The sequence below is a fragment of the Streptomyces sp. SID5464 genome (assembly GCF_009862985.1).
Lineage (GTDB): Bacteria > Actinomycetota > Actinomycetes > Streptomycetales > Streptomycetaceae > Streptomyces > Streptomyces chartreusis_D.
This window is the reverse complement of the sequence record NZ_WWIQ01000003.1, coordinates 227,848-245,488: the sequence shown is the minus strand read 5'-3', so window position 1 is coordinate 245,488 and position 17,641 is coordinate 227,848. Positions and strand designations below refer to the sequence as shown.

Below are 17,641 nucleotides of genomic sequence, written 5' to 3'. Positions count from 1 at the left end.
GGGCGACGGGGCGCAGGTCAGCGTCTGACGTGGGCCGACCCGCCCGCGACGAGGGCCTCGACCTCCGCGAGCGAGGCCATGGAGACGTCTCCGGGCGTGGTCATGGTGAGCGCGCCGTGGGCGGTGCCGTAGGCCAGGGCGCGCTCCAGGCCGGTGCCGCCGAGCAGTCCGTGGATCAGGCCGGCAGCGAAGGCGTCGCCGGAGCCGACGCGGTCCAGGACGTGCAGGCCGGGCATGCGCGGGCCGGTGATGAAGCCGGTTTCGGCGGACCAGGCGGCCGAGGACCAGTCGTTGACGCCGGCCGAGGGGACCTCGCGCAGGGTCGTCGCCACTACCTTCGCGTCGGGCAGGAGGACGGCGACGGAGGCCAGCGCGTCGGGCACCTCGTCGGCACTGACCCGCACGTCGCCCGGGTACCTCCCGGCCAGGCCCAGGGCGCCCACCACGACGTCGGCATGCCGGGCGAGGCGCAGGTCCACCTCGCGGGCGGCGTCGGCGCCGCCCCGGCCGGCCCACAGGCTGGGGCGGTAGTTGGGGTCGTAGGACACGGTGACGCCGTGCCGGCGGGCCGCCGCCATGGCCTCGTCCGCGACGTCCACCGTGGTGTCGGACAGGCCGGCGAAGACGCCGCCGGTGTGGAACCAGCGCACCCCGGCCGAGAACACGGTGTCCCAGTCGACGTCCCCTTTGCACAGCTGGGACACGGCGGTGTGCGCGCGGTCGCTGACGCCCAGCGCGCCGCGGATGCCGTAGCCGCGTTCGACGAAGTTCAGGCCGTTGCGAGCGGTACGGCCGATGCCGTCGTCGGGCACCCAGCGGATCAGCGAGGTGTCGACGCCGCCCTGGAGGATCAGATCCTCGACCAGCCGGCCCACCGCGTTGTCGGCGAGGGCGGTGACGACGGCTGTGCGCAGGCCGAAGCAGCGGCGCAGGCCGCGTACGACGTTGTACTCGCCGCCGCCCTCCCAGACCTGGAAGGAGCGGGCGGTGCGGATGCGTCCCTCGCCCGGGTCGAAGCGCAGCATCACCTCGCCGAGGGCCACGACGTCGATCACGTCACGCTCCTCTCCACCGCCTCGGCGGTCAGCCGGCGGATCTCCTCGTAGGCGCCCCGCCGAAGGTGGTCGGCGGTGGCCATCCAGCTGCCGCCGACGGCGAGGACCGCCGGGTGGGCGAGGTAGGCGGGCAGGCGCGGAGCGTCGATGCCGCCCGTCGGCACGAACCGTGCCCGGGGGAAGGGCGCCGCGAGGGCGCGCAGCATCGGGATGCCGCCGAGCGGCTCGGCCGGGAAGAGCTTGACGGTGTCGAGGCCGGTCCGCAGGGCGCGCATCAGCTCGGTGGCGGTGGCGATGCCGGGCACCACGGGCACCCCCAGCTCGGAGCACTTCGCGACGACCTCCTCGTCGAAGCCGGGCGAGACCACGAAGCGGGCCCCGGCCGCCACCGCACGCTCGGCCTGCTCGGGGGTGAGGACCGTGCCGGCACCGACGGTCAGGCCCCCATGGGCGGCCATCTCCTTGAGCACCCGCTCGGCGCCCGGAGTGCGGAAGGTGACTTCGGCACACCGGGCGCCACCCGCCGCGAGCGCGTCGGCCAGCGGTCCGGCGGTCCCCGGGTACCGAACGGTCAGCACGGGCAGGAGCCGGGCCCCGGCCAGGACGGTCGCCAGGTCGGCGCCGGTCATCGGCCGAGCCATCCGCCGTCGACGGGCAGGACGACGCCGTGCACGTAGGCGGCGGCGTCCGAGGCGAGGAACACCGTGGCGCCCGCCAGGTCGTCTGCGTCGCCCCAGCGTCCGGCCGGAATGCGGTCCAGGATCGCCTTGCTGCGCACCGGGTCGTCCTGCAGCGCCTGTGTGTTGTCGGTGGCGATGTAGCCCGGCGCGAGGGCGTTGACGTTCACCCCCCGTGGGGCCCATTCGTTGGCCAGCGCCTTGGTGAGGCCGGCGATGCCGTGCTTGGCTGCGGTGTAGCCGGGGACCGTGATGCCGCCCTGGAAGCTGAGCAGCGACGCCGTGAAGATGATCTTTCCCTGGCCACGGGCCACCATCGACGCGCCGACCGCCCGGGTCAGCGCGAACTGCGCGTTGAGGTTGACCTGGAGCACCAACTCCCAGTCGGAGTCGGCGTGTTCGGCGGCCGGAGCGCGGCGGATGGTGCCCGCGTTGTTGACCAGGATGTCCACCGGGCGCTCGCGTCCGGCGAGGTCCGCGCCCAGGGCCCGTACCGCCTCGGGATCGGCGAAGTCGGCCCGGATCGCCTCGAACGTACGGCCCGCGGCGCGAACGTCCTTCTCCACGGCGCTGCCGGACTCCTCCAGCGAGGCGCTGACGCCGATGACGTCCGCGCCGGCCTCGGCGAGCGCGCGGGCCATGGCCCGCCCGATGCCGCGCCGGGCGCCGGTGACGACGGCGAGCTTCCCGGTGAGGTCGAAGGCGGTCATACGGCGGCTCCCTGGGCGTCGTCGGTGCAGTCCACGAGGATCTTCATCACGTCGCCGCCGCCCTCCAGGGCCTCGAACGCGGCCGGGGCCTGTGTGAGTGCTACGACCTTGCTGATCAGCCGCTCGGCCGGGATGGTGCCGTCGGCGACCAGGGCCACCGCGCGCTCGAAGTCGCCGTGGTCGTACAACCGGGCGCCGACGAGGGTGAGTTCGCGCCAGAAGAAGCGGTGCAGGTTGACCTCGCGGGGCCGGGGGTGAATGGCGACGAGGCAGAGGCGACCGCGCACACCGAGGACGTCCACCGCCGTGTCCACGCCGGCGGCCGCGCCGGACACCTCGAAGGCGACGTCCGCCCCCGCGTCCCCGGTCCACCGCCGCACCAGCTCCGGCACGTCGTCGTCGGCCGGGTTCCACGCCGTCAGTCCCAACTCCTCGGCCAGCAGTCGGCGGTGGGCGCTCGGTTCCACCACCCGGACATCGGCGCCGGCAGCCCGCGCGACCAGTGCGATGAGGATGCCGACGGGGCCGCCGCCGACCACGACGACCTTCTCGTCCTCGGCAACCTCGGCCCGGCCCACGTCGTGCACGGCGACCGCGGTCGGCTCGACCAGCGCGGCCCGGTCGAGGGGAAGGGAGGCGGGCAGCCGTATCAGGGTGGAGGCGGGCACCGTCCAGCGCTGCTGCATCGCGCCCGGGGAGTCGATGCCGATGAAGTCGAGGTGCTGGCAGATGTGTTGATGGCCCGCGCGGCAGGCCGGGCAGGTGTCGTCCCAGCGCAGCGGCATCACGGTCACCGCGTCGCCCGGCTGCCAGCCCTCGACGCCCGGGCCGACGCGTACGACGCGGCCGGACATCTCGTGGCCCAGAACTGCGGGCGCCTGGACCCGGGCGTCCATGTCGCCGTGGAAGATGTGCAGATCGGTGCCGCAGATGCCGACGTAGGCGGGGGCCAGCTCCACCTCGCCGGGACCGGGAGAGGAGGGCGCGGCGGGAGCCGTGTCCAGGGTGCGGGCGGAGGTGTAACGGACGGCGAGTGTCATCGTGTCGTCAGGGTCCCTTCAGCGCGGACGCCGATGGTCAGCAGCAGGTTGGCGTAGGTACGGGTGTCGGCGGTGACGATCGCCAGGGCCAGGTCGGGCGAGCGTGCGGCCTCGTAGAACTCGAAACGGCCGAGCGTGTCGACCGGGACGGGCGCCAGCATCGAGCGGTACTCGGCGATGGCGGGCGGCTCCGGCTCGCCCTCGGGCGGCACCATCACGTGGGCCGACTCGACGGGCACGGCGCGCAGCAGGACGTCGAGCACGGTCGTGACGTCCAGCAGGCCGGGGGCCAGGTTGAGATGGACGGTCCGGGCGCGCTCGCCGGTGGCGGTGCTCGCGGGATAGTGGCCGTCGGCCAGCAGGACACGGGCGCCGTGGCCGGCTCCGGCCAGGGACTCGAGGATCCCGGGGTGCAGCAGTTCCGTCAGCAGCACGGCGTCCCCTCCTTCGGGTCAGGGGTCAGGTGGTAGAAGGTCGTCGCGGTACCGGCGAGCACCGCATGGATCTCGGTGCCGGAGCAGCCGTCCAGGAGTTCCTCGACGGTGGCGGCCCAGCGGTTCCAGCCGCCGGCGAGGACGCAGACCGGCCAGTCGGAGCCGAACATCAGCCGGTCGGGGCCGAAGGCGGAGAGGAGGACGTCCCATACCGGGCGGATGTCGTCGACGGTCCACTGTTCGAGGTCGGCCTCGGTGACCAGACCCGACACCTTGCAATGCACCTGGGGATGCCAGGCCAGGGTCCGCAGCTGCTGTGCCCAGTCGGTCAGGTCCCGCCGCGCGATGGGGGGCTTGCCCGCGTGGTCCAGGACGAGGGGCAGCTCCGGCAGCCGTTCCGCGAGGCGGATCGCCTGCGGGAGCTGGTGGCTGCGGACCAGCACGTCGTATCCGAGCCCGCGCTCCCCGACCGCTCGCAACCCCCGCTCGACGTCCGCCCGTTGCAGCCACTGCGGATCGGGCTCGCCCTGGACGACGTGCCGTACGGCCCGCAGGTACCGGCCCGCGGGCCCGGTCCGCAGGTCGTCGAGTACGTCACCGACCGCGGGGGACGTCAGGTCCACCCAGCCGACGACGGCACCGATCAGCGGGTCGCTGTCGGCCAGCGTGAGCAGGTCGCGGGTCTCGGGCACGGAGGCGATGCACTGGACGACCACCGTGCTCGTCAGTCGCCGTCCGGCGATCGGCCGGGTCGCGGCCGATCGCAGGGCGTGCGAGCCGAAGCTGCGGCGGATCGGCTCGTGCCCGGGCTCGTCCAGCCAGGGCTGCGGCCGGACGTCCAGGTCCCACACGTGGTGGTGGGCGTCGACGAGGGCCTGGGCGTCAGACACGAGCGGTCCAGACGGGGCCGTCGGGGTAGACGTACTCCTTCAGGGACTCGGCGTGCATCTGCGCGCTCAGCCCCGGCAGCGTCGGCGCCAGGTAGTGGCCGTCGACGATGCGCACCGGGTCGACGAAGTGCTCGTGCAGGTGGTCGACGTACTCGATGACGCGGTCCTCGGTCGTGCCGGAGACCGCGACGTAGTCGAACATCGACAGGTGCTGCACCATCTCGCACAGGCCGACTCCGCCCGCGTGGGGGCAGACGGGGACGCCGAACTTCGCGGCGAGCAGCAGGATCGCGATGTTCTCGCCCACGCCGCCGACCCGCGCGGAGTCGATCTGCACGATGTCCACCGCGCCGGCCTGGAGGAGTTGCTTGAAGACGACCCGGTTGGCGATGTGCTCGCCGGTCGCGACCTTGATGGGGCTGACGGCCTTGCGGACGGCGGCGTGGCCGAGGATGTCGTCGGGTGAGGTGGGCTCCTCGATCCAGTACGGCTGGTAGGGGGCCAGCGCGCTCATCCAGTCGATCGCGGGCTGGACGTCCCATCTCTGGTTGGCGTCCACCGCGATGCGGATGCCGTCGCCGACGGTCTCGCGGGCGGTGCGCATGCGTCGTACGTCGTCCTCCAGGGACGCGCCGACCTTCAGCTTGATCTGGGTGAAGCCGTCGGCGACGGCCTCGCGGGCCAGTCGGGCCAGCTTCTCGTCGGAGTAGCCGAGCCAGCCGGGGGTGGTGGTGTAGGCGGGGTAGCCCTGGTCGAGCAGGTGGCCGATGCGCTGTTCGCGGCCGGGCTCGGCGCGGCGCAGGATCTCCAGGGCCTCCTCGGGGGTGAGGGCGTCGGACAGCCAGCGGAAGTCGACCTGGGCGACCAGGTCCTCGGGCGACATCTCGCCGAGGAAGCGCCACACGGGCTTGCCCGCGCGCTTGGCGGCCAGGTCCCAGGCGGCGTTCACGACAGCGCCGGTGGCCATGTGCATGGCGCCCTTCTCCGGGCCCAGCCAGCGCAGTTGGGGGTCGTGGACGAGGGAGCGGGAGAACGCTCCGAGGTCACCGCAGACCTGTTCGACCGGGAGGCCCACCACGTGCGGGGCGAGGGCGGCGATGGCAGCGGCCTGGACGTCGTTGCCGCGGCCGGTGGTGAAGGCCAGGGCGTGGCCCTCCAGGCCGTCGCCGGCGTCGGTGCGCAGGACGACGTAGGCGGCGGAGTAGTCGGGTTCGGGGTTCATCGCGTCCGACCCGTCCAGGTGCTCGGACGTCGGGAAACGCACGTCCAGCACGTCGAGGCCGGTGATGCGGGCAGGGGCCGGGGAAGCGGACAGGGCGGATGACATGGCGGCAACTCCTGTGAGGTGCAGGGGTGATACGGCCCCTTGCGACGAGATGGGGGCGGCGGAGGACATCGGGCGGCCGCGACGGCTGCCCGGATCAGTCCTGGACCTTGCCGCCCGTGATGCGCGAGATGGTCAGCGCGACCAGGATGATCAGGCCGTTGAGGGCGCCGATCCACTGGGCGGGGACGCCGCCGAGCGTGAGCACGTTCTGGATCATGAACAGCAGGAGGATGCCGCTGAAGGCCCCGAACATGGTGCCCTTGCCGCCGTTGAGGCTGATCCCGCCGATGACGGCGGCGGCGAAGACGGTGAAGATGTAGCCGTTGCCCTGCGCCGAGGCGACGGAGGCGAGGCGTCCGGAGAGCATCAGTCCGGCGAGGGCGGCGAGCACGCTGCCGGTGACGATGACGATCCACAGCACCCGGTCGGTGCGGATACCGGCCGCCTTCGCGGCGTCGACGTTGCCGCCGATGGCGTACAGCGAGCGGCCGAAGCTGGTCCAGCCGAGCAGCACGATCGCGACGGCGAACAGCAGCAGGCAGATCCAGATGGACGCCGGCATCCCGAACCATTGGGCGGTGCCGAGGTAGAGCATCGACTCCGGCAGCTGGAAGAAGGTCTGGCCGCCGGAGATGCCGGTGAGGACGCCGCGCAGCACGATCAGCATGCCCAGGGTGACGATGAAGCCGTTGAGGCCGAAGCGGATGATGAGCAGGGCGTTGATCACGCCGACGAGCGCGCCCACGGCGAGGGTGACGGGGATGGCCCACGCGCCGGGGAGCAGTCCGAGTCCGTGGCCCGCGCCGGTCGGCACCACCAGCCAGGCCGCGACGCCGGGCGCGAGGCCCATGGTGGACTCCAGCGACAGGTCCATCTTCTTGACGATCAGGACCATGGTCTGGGCGAGGACCAGCAGGGCGATCTCGGACATGGTCTGCAGGACGTTGATGAGGTTGTCGGCCTTCAGGAAGACCGGGTTGACGATCTGTCCGACGATGGCGATGACCACGATGGCCGGGACGAGCGCGAGGTCGCGCAGCCGGGCCAGGGGTATCCGGCCGCCGAGCAGTGCGGTCCGCTTCGGCTGCCGAGGCCCCGGGGCCTTGGCGGCGGCGGTGTCCGCGAGGACGGTTTCAGGCATCACTTCAGGCATGCAGGTCCACTCCTTCCATCGCGGCCACGAGGTCGTGGTCGTGCCAGCCGCGGGCGATCTCCGAGGTCACACGGCCCTGGAACATCACCAGGACCCGGTCGCACATGCGCAGGTCGTCGAGTTCGTCGGAGGCGATGAGCACTCCGGTGCCGGTTTCCGCGGTCTCCTCGACCTTGCCGAGGAGGAACTCCTTGGAGCGCACGTCCACGCCCGCGGTGGGGTTGATCAGGACCAGCAGCCGGGGGTCGTCGGCGAGGGCACGGGCCATGACGACTTTCTGCTGGTTGCCGCCGGAGAGGGCGGAGACGGGCAGTTCGGGGCCCGGGGTCTTGATCGCGAGGTTCTCGATCATGCCCTCGGCGAGCCGGTCCCGGCGGCCGTGGCTGAGGAACCCGTTGGGGCCGAGCCTGCGCGGAACGGACAGGGTGGTGTTGTCCGCGATCGACATGCCGGGAACCAAGCCCTGGTGGTGCCGGTCCTGGGGGACGAACCCGGCGCCCGCGGCGAGCGCGGCGGGCACGCTGCCCGGCCGGGGCCGCCTCCCGGCGATTTCCACCTCTCCCGCCGCTGCCGCCCGCAGCCCTACGACGGTCTCGGCGACCTCGGTACGCCCGCTGCCGGCGGCGCCCGCGAGGCCGACGATCTCGCCGGCCCCGATATGGAAGCTGACGTCGTCGTACCCCTCGCCCCGCAGGGCGCGGACGTTCAGTGCGGCTGTGGCGCCGGGGTCGAGGGTGCTCGCCCGGTCCTCGCGCCGGTCGGCCGCCGCCTCGCCGGTCATGGCGGCGACGAGGTCGGCGTGGGGCATTTCCGCGACCGGAGCGGTCACGATGTGCCGGGCGTCGCGGTAGACCGTCACCATGTCGCAGATCTCGTAGATCTCCTGGAGGTGGTGGCTGATGAACAGGAAGGTCACGCCCTGGCGTTGCAGGTCTCGGATGCGGTCGAAGAGGCGGTTGATGGCCGCCCCGTCGAGTTGGGCGGTCGGCTCGTCGAGGATGATGAACCGCGCCCCGAAGGACAGCGCGCGGGCGATCTCGACGAACTGCCGCTGCTCGACGCTCAGGTCACCGGCCGGGGTCTGCGGGTCGACGTCGACCGACCAGGTCGACAGCAGGTCCTGTGCGCGGCCACGGGTGGCCTGCCAGCTGATGAGGCGGCCCCGTCCGTGGTCGTGCCGGTTCAGGAAGAGGTTCTCGGCGACGGTCAGGGTGGGGATGATCGTCGACTTCTGGTAGACGCAGGCCACCCGTTGCCGCCACGCGTCGCGGTCGCTGGGCCTGGGGGCCGGCTCGCCGCCGAAGGTCACCGTCCCCTCGTCGGGGACCTGGAGTCCGGTGAGGACCGACACCAGGGTCGACTTGCCGGCTCCGTTGCGGCCCACGAGCGCGTGGGTCTCGCCGGGCCTGATGGTGATCCGGGCGCCGTTCAGGGCCACCGTCGGACCGAATCGTTTGACTATGCCCGTCGCCTCGACGACGGGCGGGTCCGAGGGGGCCCGTCCGTCGCCCGCCGGGGCGGGCACGGGGGTGACCGTTCGCTCCCCGTCACTCATCTCAACCGCCTTGTTCTCGTACGCCGTTGCGTCACCGATGAGAAATCAGAGGGATCAGAGGAATCAGCCGAGGTTGTTGCCCCACAGTGACTTGTCGTCGCTCTTGACGCTGGGCACGCCGCCGTAGGTGCCGCCGTCCGCGGTGACGAGCGGGGCCGAGAGCTGGTCCTCGAGCAGGCCGTCGCGAACCTGGATGATGGTGCTGTCGTGGTCGGTCTTGCCGGGCTTGAAGGTCTTTCCGTCGATCGCGGCCTTGAGGTAGTACAGGGCGTACTTGGCGTAGAGGTCGGCCGGCTGGGAGACCGTGGCGTCGATCTTGCCCTGGGCGATGGACTTGAGCTCCTCGGGAATGCCGTCGTTGGACACGACGAAGACGTGCTTCTTGTCCTTCGGGTCCACCAGCAGGCCCCTCTGCTGGAGGACTTGGAGCGTGCCGGACAGGGCGAAGCTGGACTGCATGTAGATGCCCTTGATGTCCGGGTGGGCAGTCAGGTCGGTCTGCAGCTTCTGGGCGGCGACGGCGCCGTCCCAGTTGGTGGCCTCGCCGAACACCTTGATGTCCGGGTAGTGCTTCTTCATGCACTCGTTGAACGCCTCGGTGCGGTCGCGGCCGTTGATGGAGTCCAGGCCGCCCTGCAGCATCACCACCTTGCCCTTGCCGCCGAGCTTGGTGCCGAGGTACTGACAGGCCTTCTCGCCGTATGCGCGGTTGTCGGCGCGCACGACCATGAACACCTTGCCGGTGTCGGGGCGGGTGTCGACCGTGACGACGGGGATCTTCTTCGCCTCCAGCTGCGCAAGGGTGGGCGCGATGGCGGCGGTGTCCTGTGGGGCCATCGCGATGCCCTTGACCCCCTGGCTGATGAACGTCTGCGCGTTGGCGGTCAGCTTGGCGACGTCGTTCTGCGAGTTGGTGGTCTTCAGGTCCAGCCCCAGCTCCTTGGCGTACTGGGGCGTGTACTTGATGTAGGAGTTCCAGAAATCGGTGTCGGAGCGGGGGTAGTCGACGCCGACCAGCGGCTTGTCGCTCGACGACGCAGCGGTGGTGGTGCCGCTGCCGCACGCACTGAGCAACGCCAGTGCGGACAGGGCGGAGACGGCTGAACTGAGGGCGGTTCTGGGTCTCATCGGTGCTTCCTCGCGCCGGTCCCGTAGCGGGAGATGTTTCGCCTCGACGACATCTGTGGATCGCCGTGCGGAAGAGATGGGATGTTTATAGGTGCACCTTGGCCCGCTGTCCAGCCCTCTCGCCTGAGCTGTACCAAAAGCGCAGCTCCCTACCCACCAGAGGAAGGGGATTTCACTTTGCGGGAAAGATCCATCCCATCAATTCTCGCCGATGGATGGCTCCAGTCGACCACGAGACCCTGGCAGACATGCCATGTTTGGACAGCATCAAATCGCACTAAAATGGCATAAATGGCGCAAACTGCCTCAGGGAGCAGCGCTTTTCATCCCTGCACGCCCGTTGACATCCCAGGGAGACATGGCGAACGTTCATGCGTAACAAGCGGCGCCCTATGCACAGCAGCCACGCCCCCTCCTGTCCCCCTGCCTCCCCCCTGTCCTCTTCTGCCGAGGGATGTCTCCATGTCGAGTTCGATCAACAGACGCCACTTCCTGGCCAGTGCCACCAGCGTGGCCGCGGCGGCCGTTGCCGGAGGTGTGTTCGGTGCCGGCACCGCCCAGGCGGCGCCCAGCACGTACACGCCCGACTGGAACTCGGTCGACCAGCACCCGCCGGCCCCGGAGTGGTTCCAGGACGCGAAGTTCGGGATCTACTTCCACTGGGGCGTCTTCAGCGTCCCGGCCTTCGGCAACGAGTGGTACCCGCGCAACATGTACCGGGCCGGTGACGCCGCCAACCAGCACCACATCGCGACCTACGGCCAGCCGTCGGCGTGGCCGTACCACAACTTCATCAACGGCGCCCAGGACCTGGCGGGCAACTTCGTGAAGTTCGCGCCGAAACTGAAGTCGGCCGGCGGGAAGTTCGACCCGGACGAGTGGGTGCAGCTGTTCGTCGACGCCGGCGCCAGGTTCGCCGGCCCGGTCGCCGAACACCATGACGGCTTCTCCATGTGGGACAGCCAGGTCAACGAGTGGAACTCGGTGAAGAAGGGCCCCGGACTGGACCTGCTGAAGCTGTTCTCCACGGCCATCCGCGCCAAGGGCCTCAAGCTCCTGGTGGCCATGCACCACGCGTACAACTTCACCGGCTTCTACGAGTCCGCTCCCGCTCAGACCGACCCCAGCCTCAAGAAGCTGTACGGACAGCTGGGCCCGGCCGCGGAGAACCAGCTGTGGTTCGACAAGCTGAAGGAGGTCATCGACCGCGCCCAGCCCGACATCCTGTGGCAGGACTTCAACCTCGACGCCGTCGACGAGCAACAGCGCCTCAACTTCCTGGCGTACTACTACAACCAGGCGAACAGCTGGGGCCGTGAGGTCGTCGCCACGTACAAGGACGGCATGAACGGCAAGGGCGAGGTCTTCGACTACGAGCGCGGTGGCCCGGCCGACCTCACCACCCCGTACTGGCTGACCGACGACAGCATCTCCAGCAGCAGCTGGTGCTACACCCAGGGCATCGGCTACTACAGCATCCAGCAGATGCTGCACTCGTTCATCGACCGGGTCAGCAAGAACGGCAACGTGCTGCTGAACATCGCGCCGATGGCCGACGGCACCATCCCCCAGGCGCAGAAGGACATCCTGCTCGGTATCGGAGACCACCTGAAGCGCTTCGGCGAGTCGGTGTACGCGACCCGTGCCTGGACGGCGTACGGCGAGGGCCCGACGAAGATGGGCGGCGGCTCGTTCACCACTCCGCACGCCGGCACGCCGCAGGACATCCGCTTCACCCGCAACAAGGCCAACAACGTCCTGTACGCCACCGTCCTGGGCTGGCCCGGCAGCTCGCTGACGATCAAGACCCTCAGCTCGGACCGGATCAACCTCTCGTCCCTGACCTCGGTGAAGCTCCTCGGCTCCACCGCCGGCACCTACATCGACCTGCCCGCGCCCACCCAGACCTCCTCGGGCCTCACGGTCACCCTGCCCTCCTCGGCGCCGTACGGTGCGGGCGCCTACGTGCTGAAGCTCTCCTTCTCCGGCACGATCCCCGGCCTGCGGCCGCTCGCCGGCGCCGTCGCCTTCACGGACGTCAACTACACCGGCAGGGCCGGCGTGTTCAGCGTCGGCGACTACACCGCGGCCGACCTGTCCGCGTCCGGACTGGGCGCCGGCACGCTCTCCTCTCTCCGGCCGGCCCCCGGTTACCAGGTGATCGGCTACTCCGGAGACAACTTCACGGGCACCTCCTGGACGTTCACCACCGAGAACCCCGACCTGCGGGTCACCGGCAACAACGACCAGATCACCTCGCTGAGGGTCCAGTTCAACTCGGCGACGCACTTCCGGATCACCAACGCCACCAACGGCCTCGCCCTGGACAGCGGCGGCGACGTGGCCTCCGGGGCGAACCTCAAGCAGTGGACCTGGGACGGCAGTTCCAACCTGCAATGGCGGGCCGAGGCGGTCGGAGGAGGCTACTACCGGCTGGTCAACCGCACGAACGGCATGGTCGCCGACAGCTGGGGCGCCACCGACAACGGCTCGCCGGCCCGACAGGCCCCCTGGAACGGCGGCACCAACCAGCAGTGGAAGATCGTCCACCGGGGCGGTGACCGCTTTTCGATCGCCAACCGCACCACCGGCCTGGTCCTCGACGGCGGTGGCGACGTCTCCTCGGGCTCCGTGACCAAGCAGTGGACGTACGGCAGCAGCACCAACCTGCTGTGGAGCTTCACGGCCGTCTGATCCTCGGGACATGCGAGCGCTGCGGCGGCGTGATCTCCTACGCCTCCGCAGCACCGGCCCGCCCACCCGCGGTCGCAGCACCACGTCGTGATCACGCGTCAGCCGGGGCCGCAGCGACAGCCCGCCGCCGCGGCCCACGCTCCGGGCGACGGGGAACACGCTCACGTCCTGGCGGTCGACGAGGTCCCCGGTCGCCATCGCCAGGCGGATCCCCGGCCCGCCGTACGCGCTCAGGTGGCGCGCGCGATCACCAGGCCCGCGTCGGTGCTCCGCGGGTACGCGGCACGGCGTGTCTCGCCGAGCCGGCTGGGCGGTGTCCAGCCGGCGTGTACGGGATCGTGCGGGCACACGATGCCCGGCGATCGCAGGTCCGCGTGCCGCGAGTCTCGGTCCTGACCTGCACCTCCATCAACCGCCGATCGCGGCTCCGACCAGCCGGCTCTCGAAGGACCGCAGGATCTGTTCGAGATCCGTCGCGTCGAACGACGTCGCGTCCGTCCCGAGACTGATTCCGGCCGTCTCGGACATGCCCCACACATCGAAGGAGAGGTTTCCGGAGTACGCGTCGACGGGTTTGGGGAACCGTCGGTACCGGCTGGATGCCATGGCTCGGCCGAGGTCCTGCGGTGCCCTCTCCGCGCGAGCCCGGATCAGCGTGCGGGGCGCTATGGGGCGGATGTTGACCACGTACGGGTTGTGTGCGGAGCGGCCCAGTTCGGCGGAGACCTCGTCCAGGGATCTGGCGTAGCGGTCGGGCTCCCGCAGGCTGACGGCGGAGGATCTGACGAGTGCCGCGTCGACGGCCCGGCACAGCGCCGGGAACCGGTCGCTGCCCAGGGACGTGTCGACCGGGACGAGGGCCCTGCCGGCGATGTGGGCCACCGCCTCCCGGGCGAAGGTGGTCTGCCGGTTGGGCATCACGGTGTTGAACACGCAGTGGCCGACGCCGAGGTGCTCGGCGAGCGTGCACGCATAAGCGGCTTGCAGGACGGCGGCCGCGGATGTCCGGTACTGCTTCGCCAGACCGGCTGCCGCGAGGGCGACCGCCGCCGAGTCGAGGCATACGAAGTTGTAGACGGCGGCCTTGTGGCCCGGGGGAGCCTGGAGTTCGGGCATGGTGGACCGACGGAGCATGGCGCGGTCACGGGTGTCGACACGGTGGGCGTGCCGCAGCCCCGAGGGACTGGCTTCGAAACCTGCGATCTGCCGCGGGTGCCACCCCGAGCCGAGGTCGGCGCCCGGATCGGCGGCCAGTCGGGCTATGTGTTCGGCCGCGATCCGGGCGCCCGTCGTGTCCGCCGAGAAGTGGTGCAAGGACAGCGCGATGTGGACGGGTCTGCCGTCCACGGTGATGACGGCGGCCCGCAACGGCAGGTCGTCCGGGGCGAATCCGGGCTCGGCAAGTCGGAGCGTGAAGGCGCTCAGCTCGTCCTGGGTCGGCGGGGCGTCGGAGGCGTACTCGTCGACCTGGAGCACCCCGGAAGCCACGACGACCGCGCGCGGGGTCCCGTCCGCGGCACGTGGATACAGGGTGCGCAGCGCCTCGAAGTGAGCCATGACCGCGGCGAAGGCATGCAGCACCGCGGGCATGTCGGGCCCGCCGCCCAGTGGCCGCCCCATCCGTACGTTCCTGTTGCGGGGTCCGTGGAGATGGGGGTGGCAGCCTTCGCGCTCATGGGTCTTCTGCGACCAGGTCAGTGCATGCTCTCCGGCGGTGCCGGCGACGAAGACGACGTCATGGCGTGCGATCTGTCGCATAGCCGCCCCGGCCCTCCTCCGGTACGGACGACGTTCAGGCAGAGGATAGATCCGCGTGAGCCGCGTGCGTCAATGGCCGGGAACGTGTGGAACGCGGCGGCGAAGCGTCTTCTTGCCGCGTCCCACCGCTCGTTACCGCCCCCCGCCGCTCCTCACCACGTCCCGCCGGCGATGGCGGCCAGGTGGACACCGCCGCGCAGAACGACGTGCAGATCGTGCACCCCGGTCACCTCCGCCGGCATCCGCGCGCTGACCGTGCGCCAGTCGTACCGGCCGTCGGTGCCGGCGGTGACACGGAGGGCGGCGAGCAGGGTGCCGGCACCGGGAGGGCCGTCGGCGTAGATCTCGACGGTCGCGTCCTCCTCCGTCGCGCACGACACCTCGGCCGTGATGACCCGCGGCCCGTCTGCCTGGCTGCCCAGGTCGACCGAGCCGTAGCGCAGGGCGCAGGGGATGTCACCGGTCGTCGGGGTGACCGCCTCCCCCTTCTCCCGGGTGGCGTCGACGAGCGTGCCGCCTTCGTACTCGTCGAAGTCGACGGCCTCCAGTCGTCCGCCGAGGAGAGTGCGGACGGGGAGGGCGGGCCCCGTCACGGTGAGGGGCGCTGTCAGGGCGATGACTTCGGCCGAGTGCCCGATCAGGATCTCGTACGGTCCCGGGTCCACGGCGAAGGCGCCGGCCGAGACGGACCAGTGGGCCAGGGCCGCCGCGACGGGCAGCTCGAACTCCAGCCGACGCCTTTCACCGGGGGCGAGGGAGACCTTGCGGAAGTCCGTCAGTCTGCGCCTGGGCGCGCGGTGGCGGGCGGCGAGCGCGCGGGTGTAGAGCTGCACGGTCTCGGTCCCCGTGCGCGTCCCGGTGTTGGTGAGCTCGACGCTCACGGTCAGGGTGTCGTCGTGCGCCGCTTCCGGGGCGGACAGCCGCAGGTCGGAGTAGGCGAAGGTGGTGTAGGACAGGCCGTGCCCGAAGGGGTACAGCGGGGCGGTGTCGTGGTACTGGTAGGTCCAGCCGGCGCTGATGATGTCGTAGTCGAGACGGCCGGGCAACGGGTCGTCGCCGCGGTACCAGGTCTGCGGGAGCCGTCCGGAGGGTTCGGCCTCGCCGAGCAGGATCGCGGCGAGTGCCCGGCCCGTCTCCTGCCCGCCGTGGGACGTCCACACCACGGCGGGCAGGTGCTCGTCCGCCCAGTCGACGGCGTACGGGTAGCTGCTCATCACGACCAGTACGGACTCGGGGCGCTCGGTGGCGACGGCGCGCAGCAGGGCTTCCTGCGCGGACGGCAGCGAGGTGCCCGCGCGGTCCTCGGTCTCGCGGCCGTTGATGTGCGGGTCGTTGCCGAGGACGATCACGGCGACGTCCGCCGAGGCGGCGGCCGCGACGGCTTCGGCGATGCCGTCCCTGACGACCGTTCGGGTCCAGCGTTCCGCCTGCTCGGGGGCTTCGGCGGAGAGGGTGACGCGGCCGGTGGCGGTGTCCACGGCGGCGTAGCGGCCGTTGCTGATGTTGCGCAGCACTTCCGTGCCGTCCGGCTGGGCTTCCAGCCGGAAGGTCTCGTGGACGAACCAGCCGTTCGGCTGCGTCTGGTCGGCGGCGAGAGTGAGGTCGCCGTCCCTGAGGGTGACGTAGCGTTCCGTGCGCGCGTTGCGGAGGGTCAGCACGCCTTCACCCCAGTCGAACAGGTCGTGGCAGGCGTTGTCGCCCGCCTCCTGCTCGTCCGAGGGAGCACCGGCCACCATGGGCCCGCCGGGGTCGAGCGCCGGCACGCGCAGGAGGCCTCCGGTCGAGGCGGCGCGCAGGGTGATCCGGTCGACTCCCTCCGCGCGGACCGCTTCGGCGCCGCGCTCCTTGAGGGCCGTCTCCAGACCGGCGGCGATGGTGATCCGGTACGGCATGGTGCCGCTGTACCAGTCCTCGAAGAGGGTGTCCGCCAACGGACCGACGAGCGCGACACGCCGGCCGGGGGCCGGTGACAGCGGCAGTGCGCCGTCGTTCTTGAGCAGCACCACCGACTCCGTGGCGGCGCGCAGCGCGAGCGCCCGGTGTGCGGGGCTGTCCACGGCGTCGTCGCGGATGCCGGCGTAGGGGTCGAGGTCCGGATCGAACTCACCGAGGCGGAAGCGGATCGACAGGTGGCGTCGTGCGGCGCGGTCGATGTCGTCCTCGGTGAGCAGGCCGCGGTCGACCGCCGCGCGGAGCCGGCCGAGGGTGATGCTGCCGTCCTCGTCCAGTTCGGTGATGCTGTCGACGCCTGCGCGTACCGCCGCCGCGTGGGAGGTGGGGTGGTCGTCGAAGTAGTGCTCCGATTCGGCGAGGTTGGTCACCGCTCCGGCGTCGCTGCAGACGAACAGCTCGTGACCGGTGGGCTCGGCCCAGCGCCGTACCTCGGTCTCAAGCAGTGGACTGACATGGCAGGGGCGGCCGTTGATGAGGTTGTAGGCCGGCATGACGCCGGTGGCGGCGCCGGACGCGATCGCCGGGCGGAAGGCGGCGAGGTCGTATTCGTGCAGCACCCTCGGCGGCACCACGGAGGAGGTGATGTCGCGCTCGTCCTCGTTGTTGTAGGCGAGGAAGTGCTTCAGGAGCGGTGCCGTGCGCAGATAGACCGGGTGGTCCCCCGCCAGCCCGCGGCAGTAGCTGACGGAGAGCCGGCCGGTGAGCAGCGGATCCTCCGCGTACCCCTCCTCGTTGCGGCCCCAGCGGGGATCGCGCAGCAGGTTCACCACGGGGGCCCAGACCTGGAGGCCGGGCCGGTGGCCGTCGGCGGCGGGGCGCTGGTGGAAGGCGCGGGCCTCGGTGCCGACAGCCGTGGCGACCTCGTGCAGCAGTTCCTCGTCCCAGGTCGCTCCCAGGCCCACCGCCTGCGGGAACACGGTGGCCGGCCCCAGCCAGGACACACCGTGGAGCCCTTCGGTACCGGTCTTGAAGGGGGCCAGTCCGAGACGCGGGACTCCTGGTGAGTACTGGTAGAGCAGTTCGATGCGCTCGTCGACCGTCAGCCGGGAGATCAGGTCGTCGATTCGCCGGGCGAGGGGGAGCGCGGGGTCACGGAACGGCAGGTCGGTGGTGGGCGGCTCGGGGAATGTGGCGGCGGTACTCACCTGAGAAGTCCCTTGCAGGAGGTCCGAAGGAGAGGGCGTGGGAGGCGGGGTGAAGGCGGAAGGTGTCGAAGCGCTTCGACGGTGGCATGGCGTCGAGTCGTATGTCAATCACAGGTCGCCCA

Annotated in this window: 13 protein-coding genes; 1 reads left to right on the top strand and 12 read right to left on the bottom strand. The window is 70.9% G+C overall.

Going from position 1 to position 17,641, the window contains the following annotated elements; translation table 11 throughout:
- Positions 1-17: 17 nt before the first annotated feature.
- The 10 genes from GTY47_RS03275 to GTY47_RS03230 form a co-directional block, all read right to left on the bottom strand.
- On the bottom strand, positions 18-1,055 hold the full coding sequence (locus tag GTY47_RS03275; protein WP_010038506.1) for a sugar kinase: 1,038 nt from the start codon (positions 1,053-1,055) through the stop codon (positions 18-20).
- On the bottom strand, positions 1,052-1,684 hold the full coding sequence (gene eda, locus GTY47_RS03270; RefSeq protein WP_010038505.1) for a bifunctional 4-hydroxy-2-oxoglutarate aldolase/2-dehydro-3-deoxy-phosphogluconate aldolase: 633 nt from the start codon (positions 1,682-1,684) through the stop codon (positions 1,052-1,054). The genes GTY47_RS03275 and eda overlap by 4 nt, the downstream gene beginning before the upstream one ends.
- Positions 1,681-2,442 (bottom strand): SDR family oxidoreductase, encoded by a 762-nt coding sequence (locus GTY47_RS03265; RefSeq protein WP_010038504.1) that lies wholly within the window; start codon positions 2,440-2,442, stop codon positions 1,681-1,683. The genes eda and GTY47_RS03265 overlap by 4 nt, the downstream gene beginning before the upstream one ends.
- Positions 2,439-3,482, bottom strand: a complete 1,044-nt coding sequence (locus GTY47_RS03260) for an alcohol dehydrogenase catalytic domain-containing protein (protein ID WP_010038503.1) — start codon at positions 3,480-3,482, stop codon at positions 2,439-2,441. Before GTY47_RS03260 ends, GTY47_RS03265 begins: the two co-directional genes overlap by 4 nt.
- Positions 3,479-3,916, bottom strand: coding sequence for an RbsD/FucU domain-containing protein (locus GTY47_RS03255; RefSeq protein WP_010038502.1), 438 nt, complete (start codon positions 3,914-3,916; stop codon positions 3,479-3,481). The genes GTY47_RS03260 and GTY47_RS03255 overlap by 4 nt, the downstream gene beginning before the upstream one ends.
- Positions 3,907-4,806 carry an amidohydrolase family protein gene (locus tag GTY47_RS03250; protein WP_010038499.1) on the bottom strand — a complete coding sequence of 300 codons (900 nt, stop codon included), beginning with the start codon at positions 4,804-4,806 and terminating at the stop codon, positions 3,907-3,909. The genes GTY47_RS03255 and GTY47_RS03250 overlap by 10 nt, the downstream gene beginning before the upstream one ends.
- The gene (locus GTY47_RS03245; RefSeq protein ID WP_010038497.1) at positions 4,799-6,133 is read right to left on the bottom strand and encodes an L-fuconate dehydratase; all 1,335 of its coding nucleotides are present in this window, start codon (positions 6,131-6,133) and stop codon (positions 4,799-4,801) included. Before GTY47_RS03245 ends, GTY47_RS03250 begins: the two co-directional genes overlap by 8 nt.
- Before the next feature lie 94 nt (positions 6,134-6,227).
- Positions 6,228-7,274: an ABC transporter permease gene (locus GTY47_RS03240; protein WP_029181076.1), complete on the bottom strand. Its 1,047-nt coding sequence runs from the start codon at positions 7,272-7,274 to the stop codon at positions 6,228-6,230.
- Between the two features lie 4 nt (positions 7,275-7,278).
- Positions 7,279-8,841 carry a sugar ABC transporter ATP-binding protein gene (locus GTY47_RS03235; protein ID WP_010038490.1) on the bottom strand — a complete coding sequence of 521 codons (1,563 nt, stop codon included), beginning with the start codon at positions 8,839-8,841 and terminating at the stop codon, positions 7,279-7,281.
- A 63-nt stretch (positions 8,842-8,904) separates the two neighbouring features.
- Complete coding sequence (locus GTY47_RS03230) at positions 8,905-9,969, bottom strand: sugar ABC transporter substrate-binding protein (protein ID WP_010038487.1); 1,065 nt, start codon at positions 9,967-9,969, stop codon at positions 8,905-8,907.
- A 462-nt stretch (positions 9,970-10,431) separates the two neighbouring features.
- On the opposite strand from GTY47_RS03230, the gene GTY47_RS03225 reads away from it, so the two are divergent.
- Complete coding sequence (locus tag GTY47_RS03225) at positions 10,432-12,663, top strand: alpha-L-fucosidase (protein WP_010038475.1); 2,232 nt, start codon at positions 10,432-10,434, stop codon at positions 12,661-12,663.
- A 408-nt stretch (positions 12,664-13,071) separates the two neighbouring features.
- Here the strand turns inward: GTY47_RS03225 and GTY47_RS03220 are convergent, their stop codons facing one another.
- Positions 13,072-14,421, bottom strand: a complete 1,350-nt coding sequence (locus GTY47_RS03220; RefSeq protein ID WP_010038474.1) for a condensation domain-containing protein — start codon at positions 14,419-14,421, stop codon at positions 13,072-13,074.
- A gap of 152 nt (positions 14,422-14,573) precedes the next feature.
- Entirely contained in the window at positions 14,574-17,519 is a 2,946-nt protein-coding gene (locus GTY47_RS03215; RefSeq protein WP_010038471.1) for a glycoside hydrolase family 3 C-terminal domain-containing protein, read from the bottom strand.
- Between the last annotated feature and the right edge of the window lie 122 nt (positions 17,520-17,641).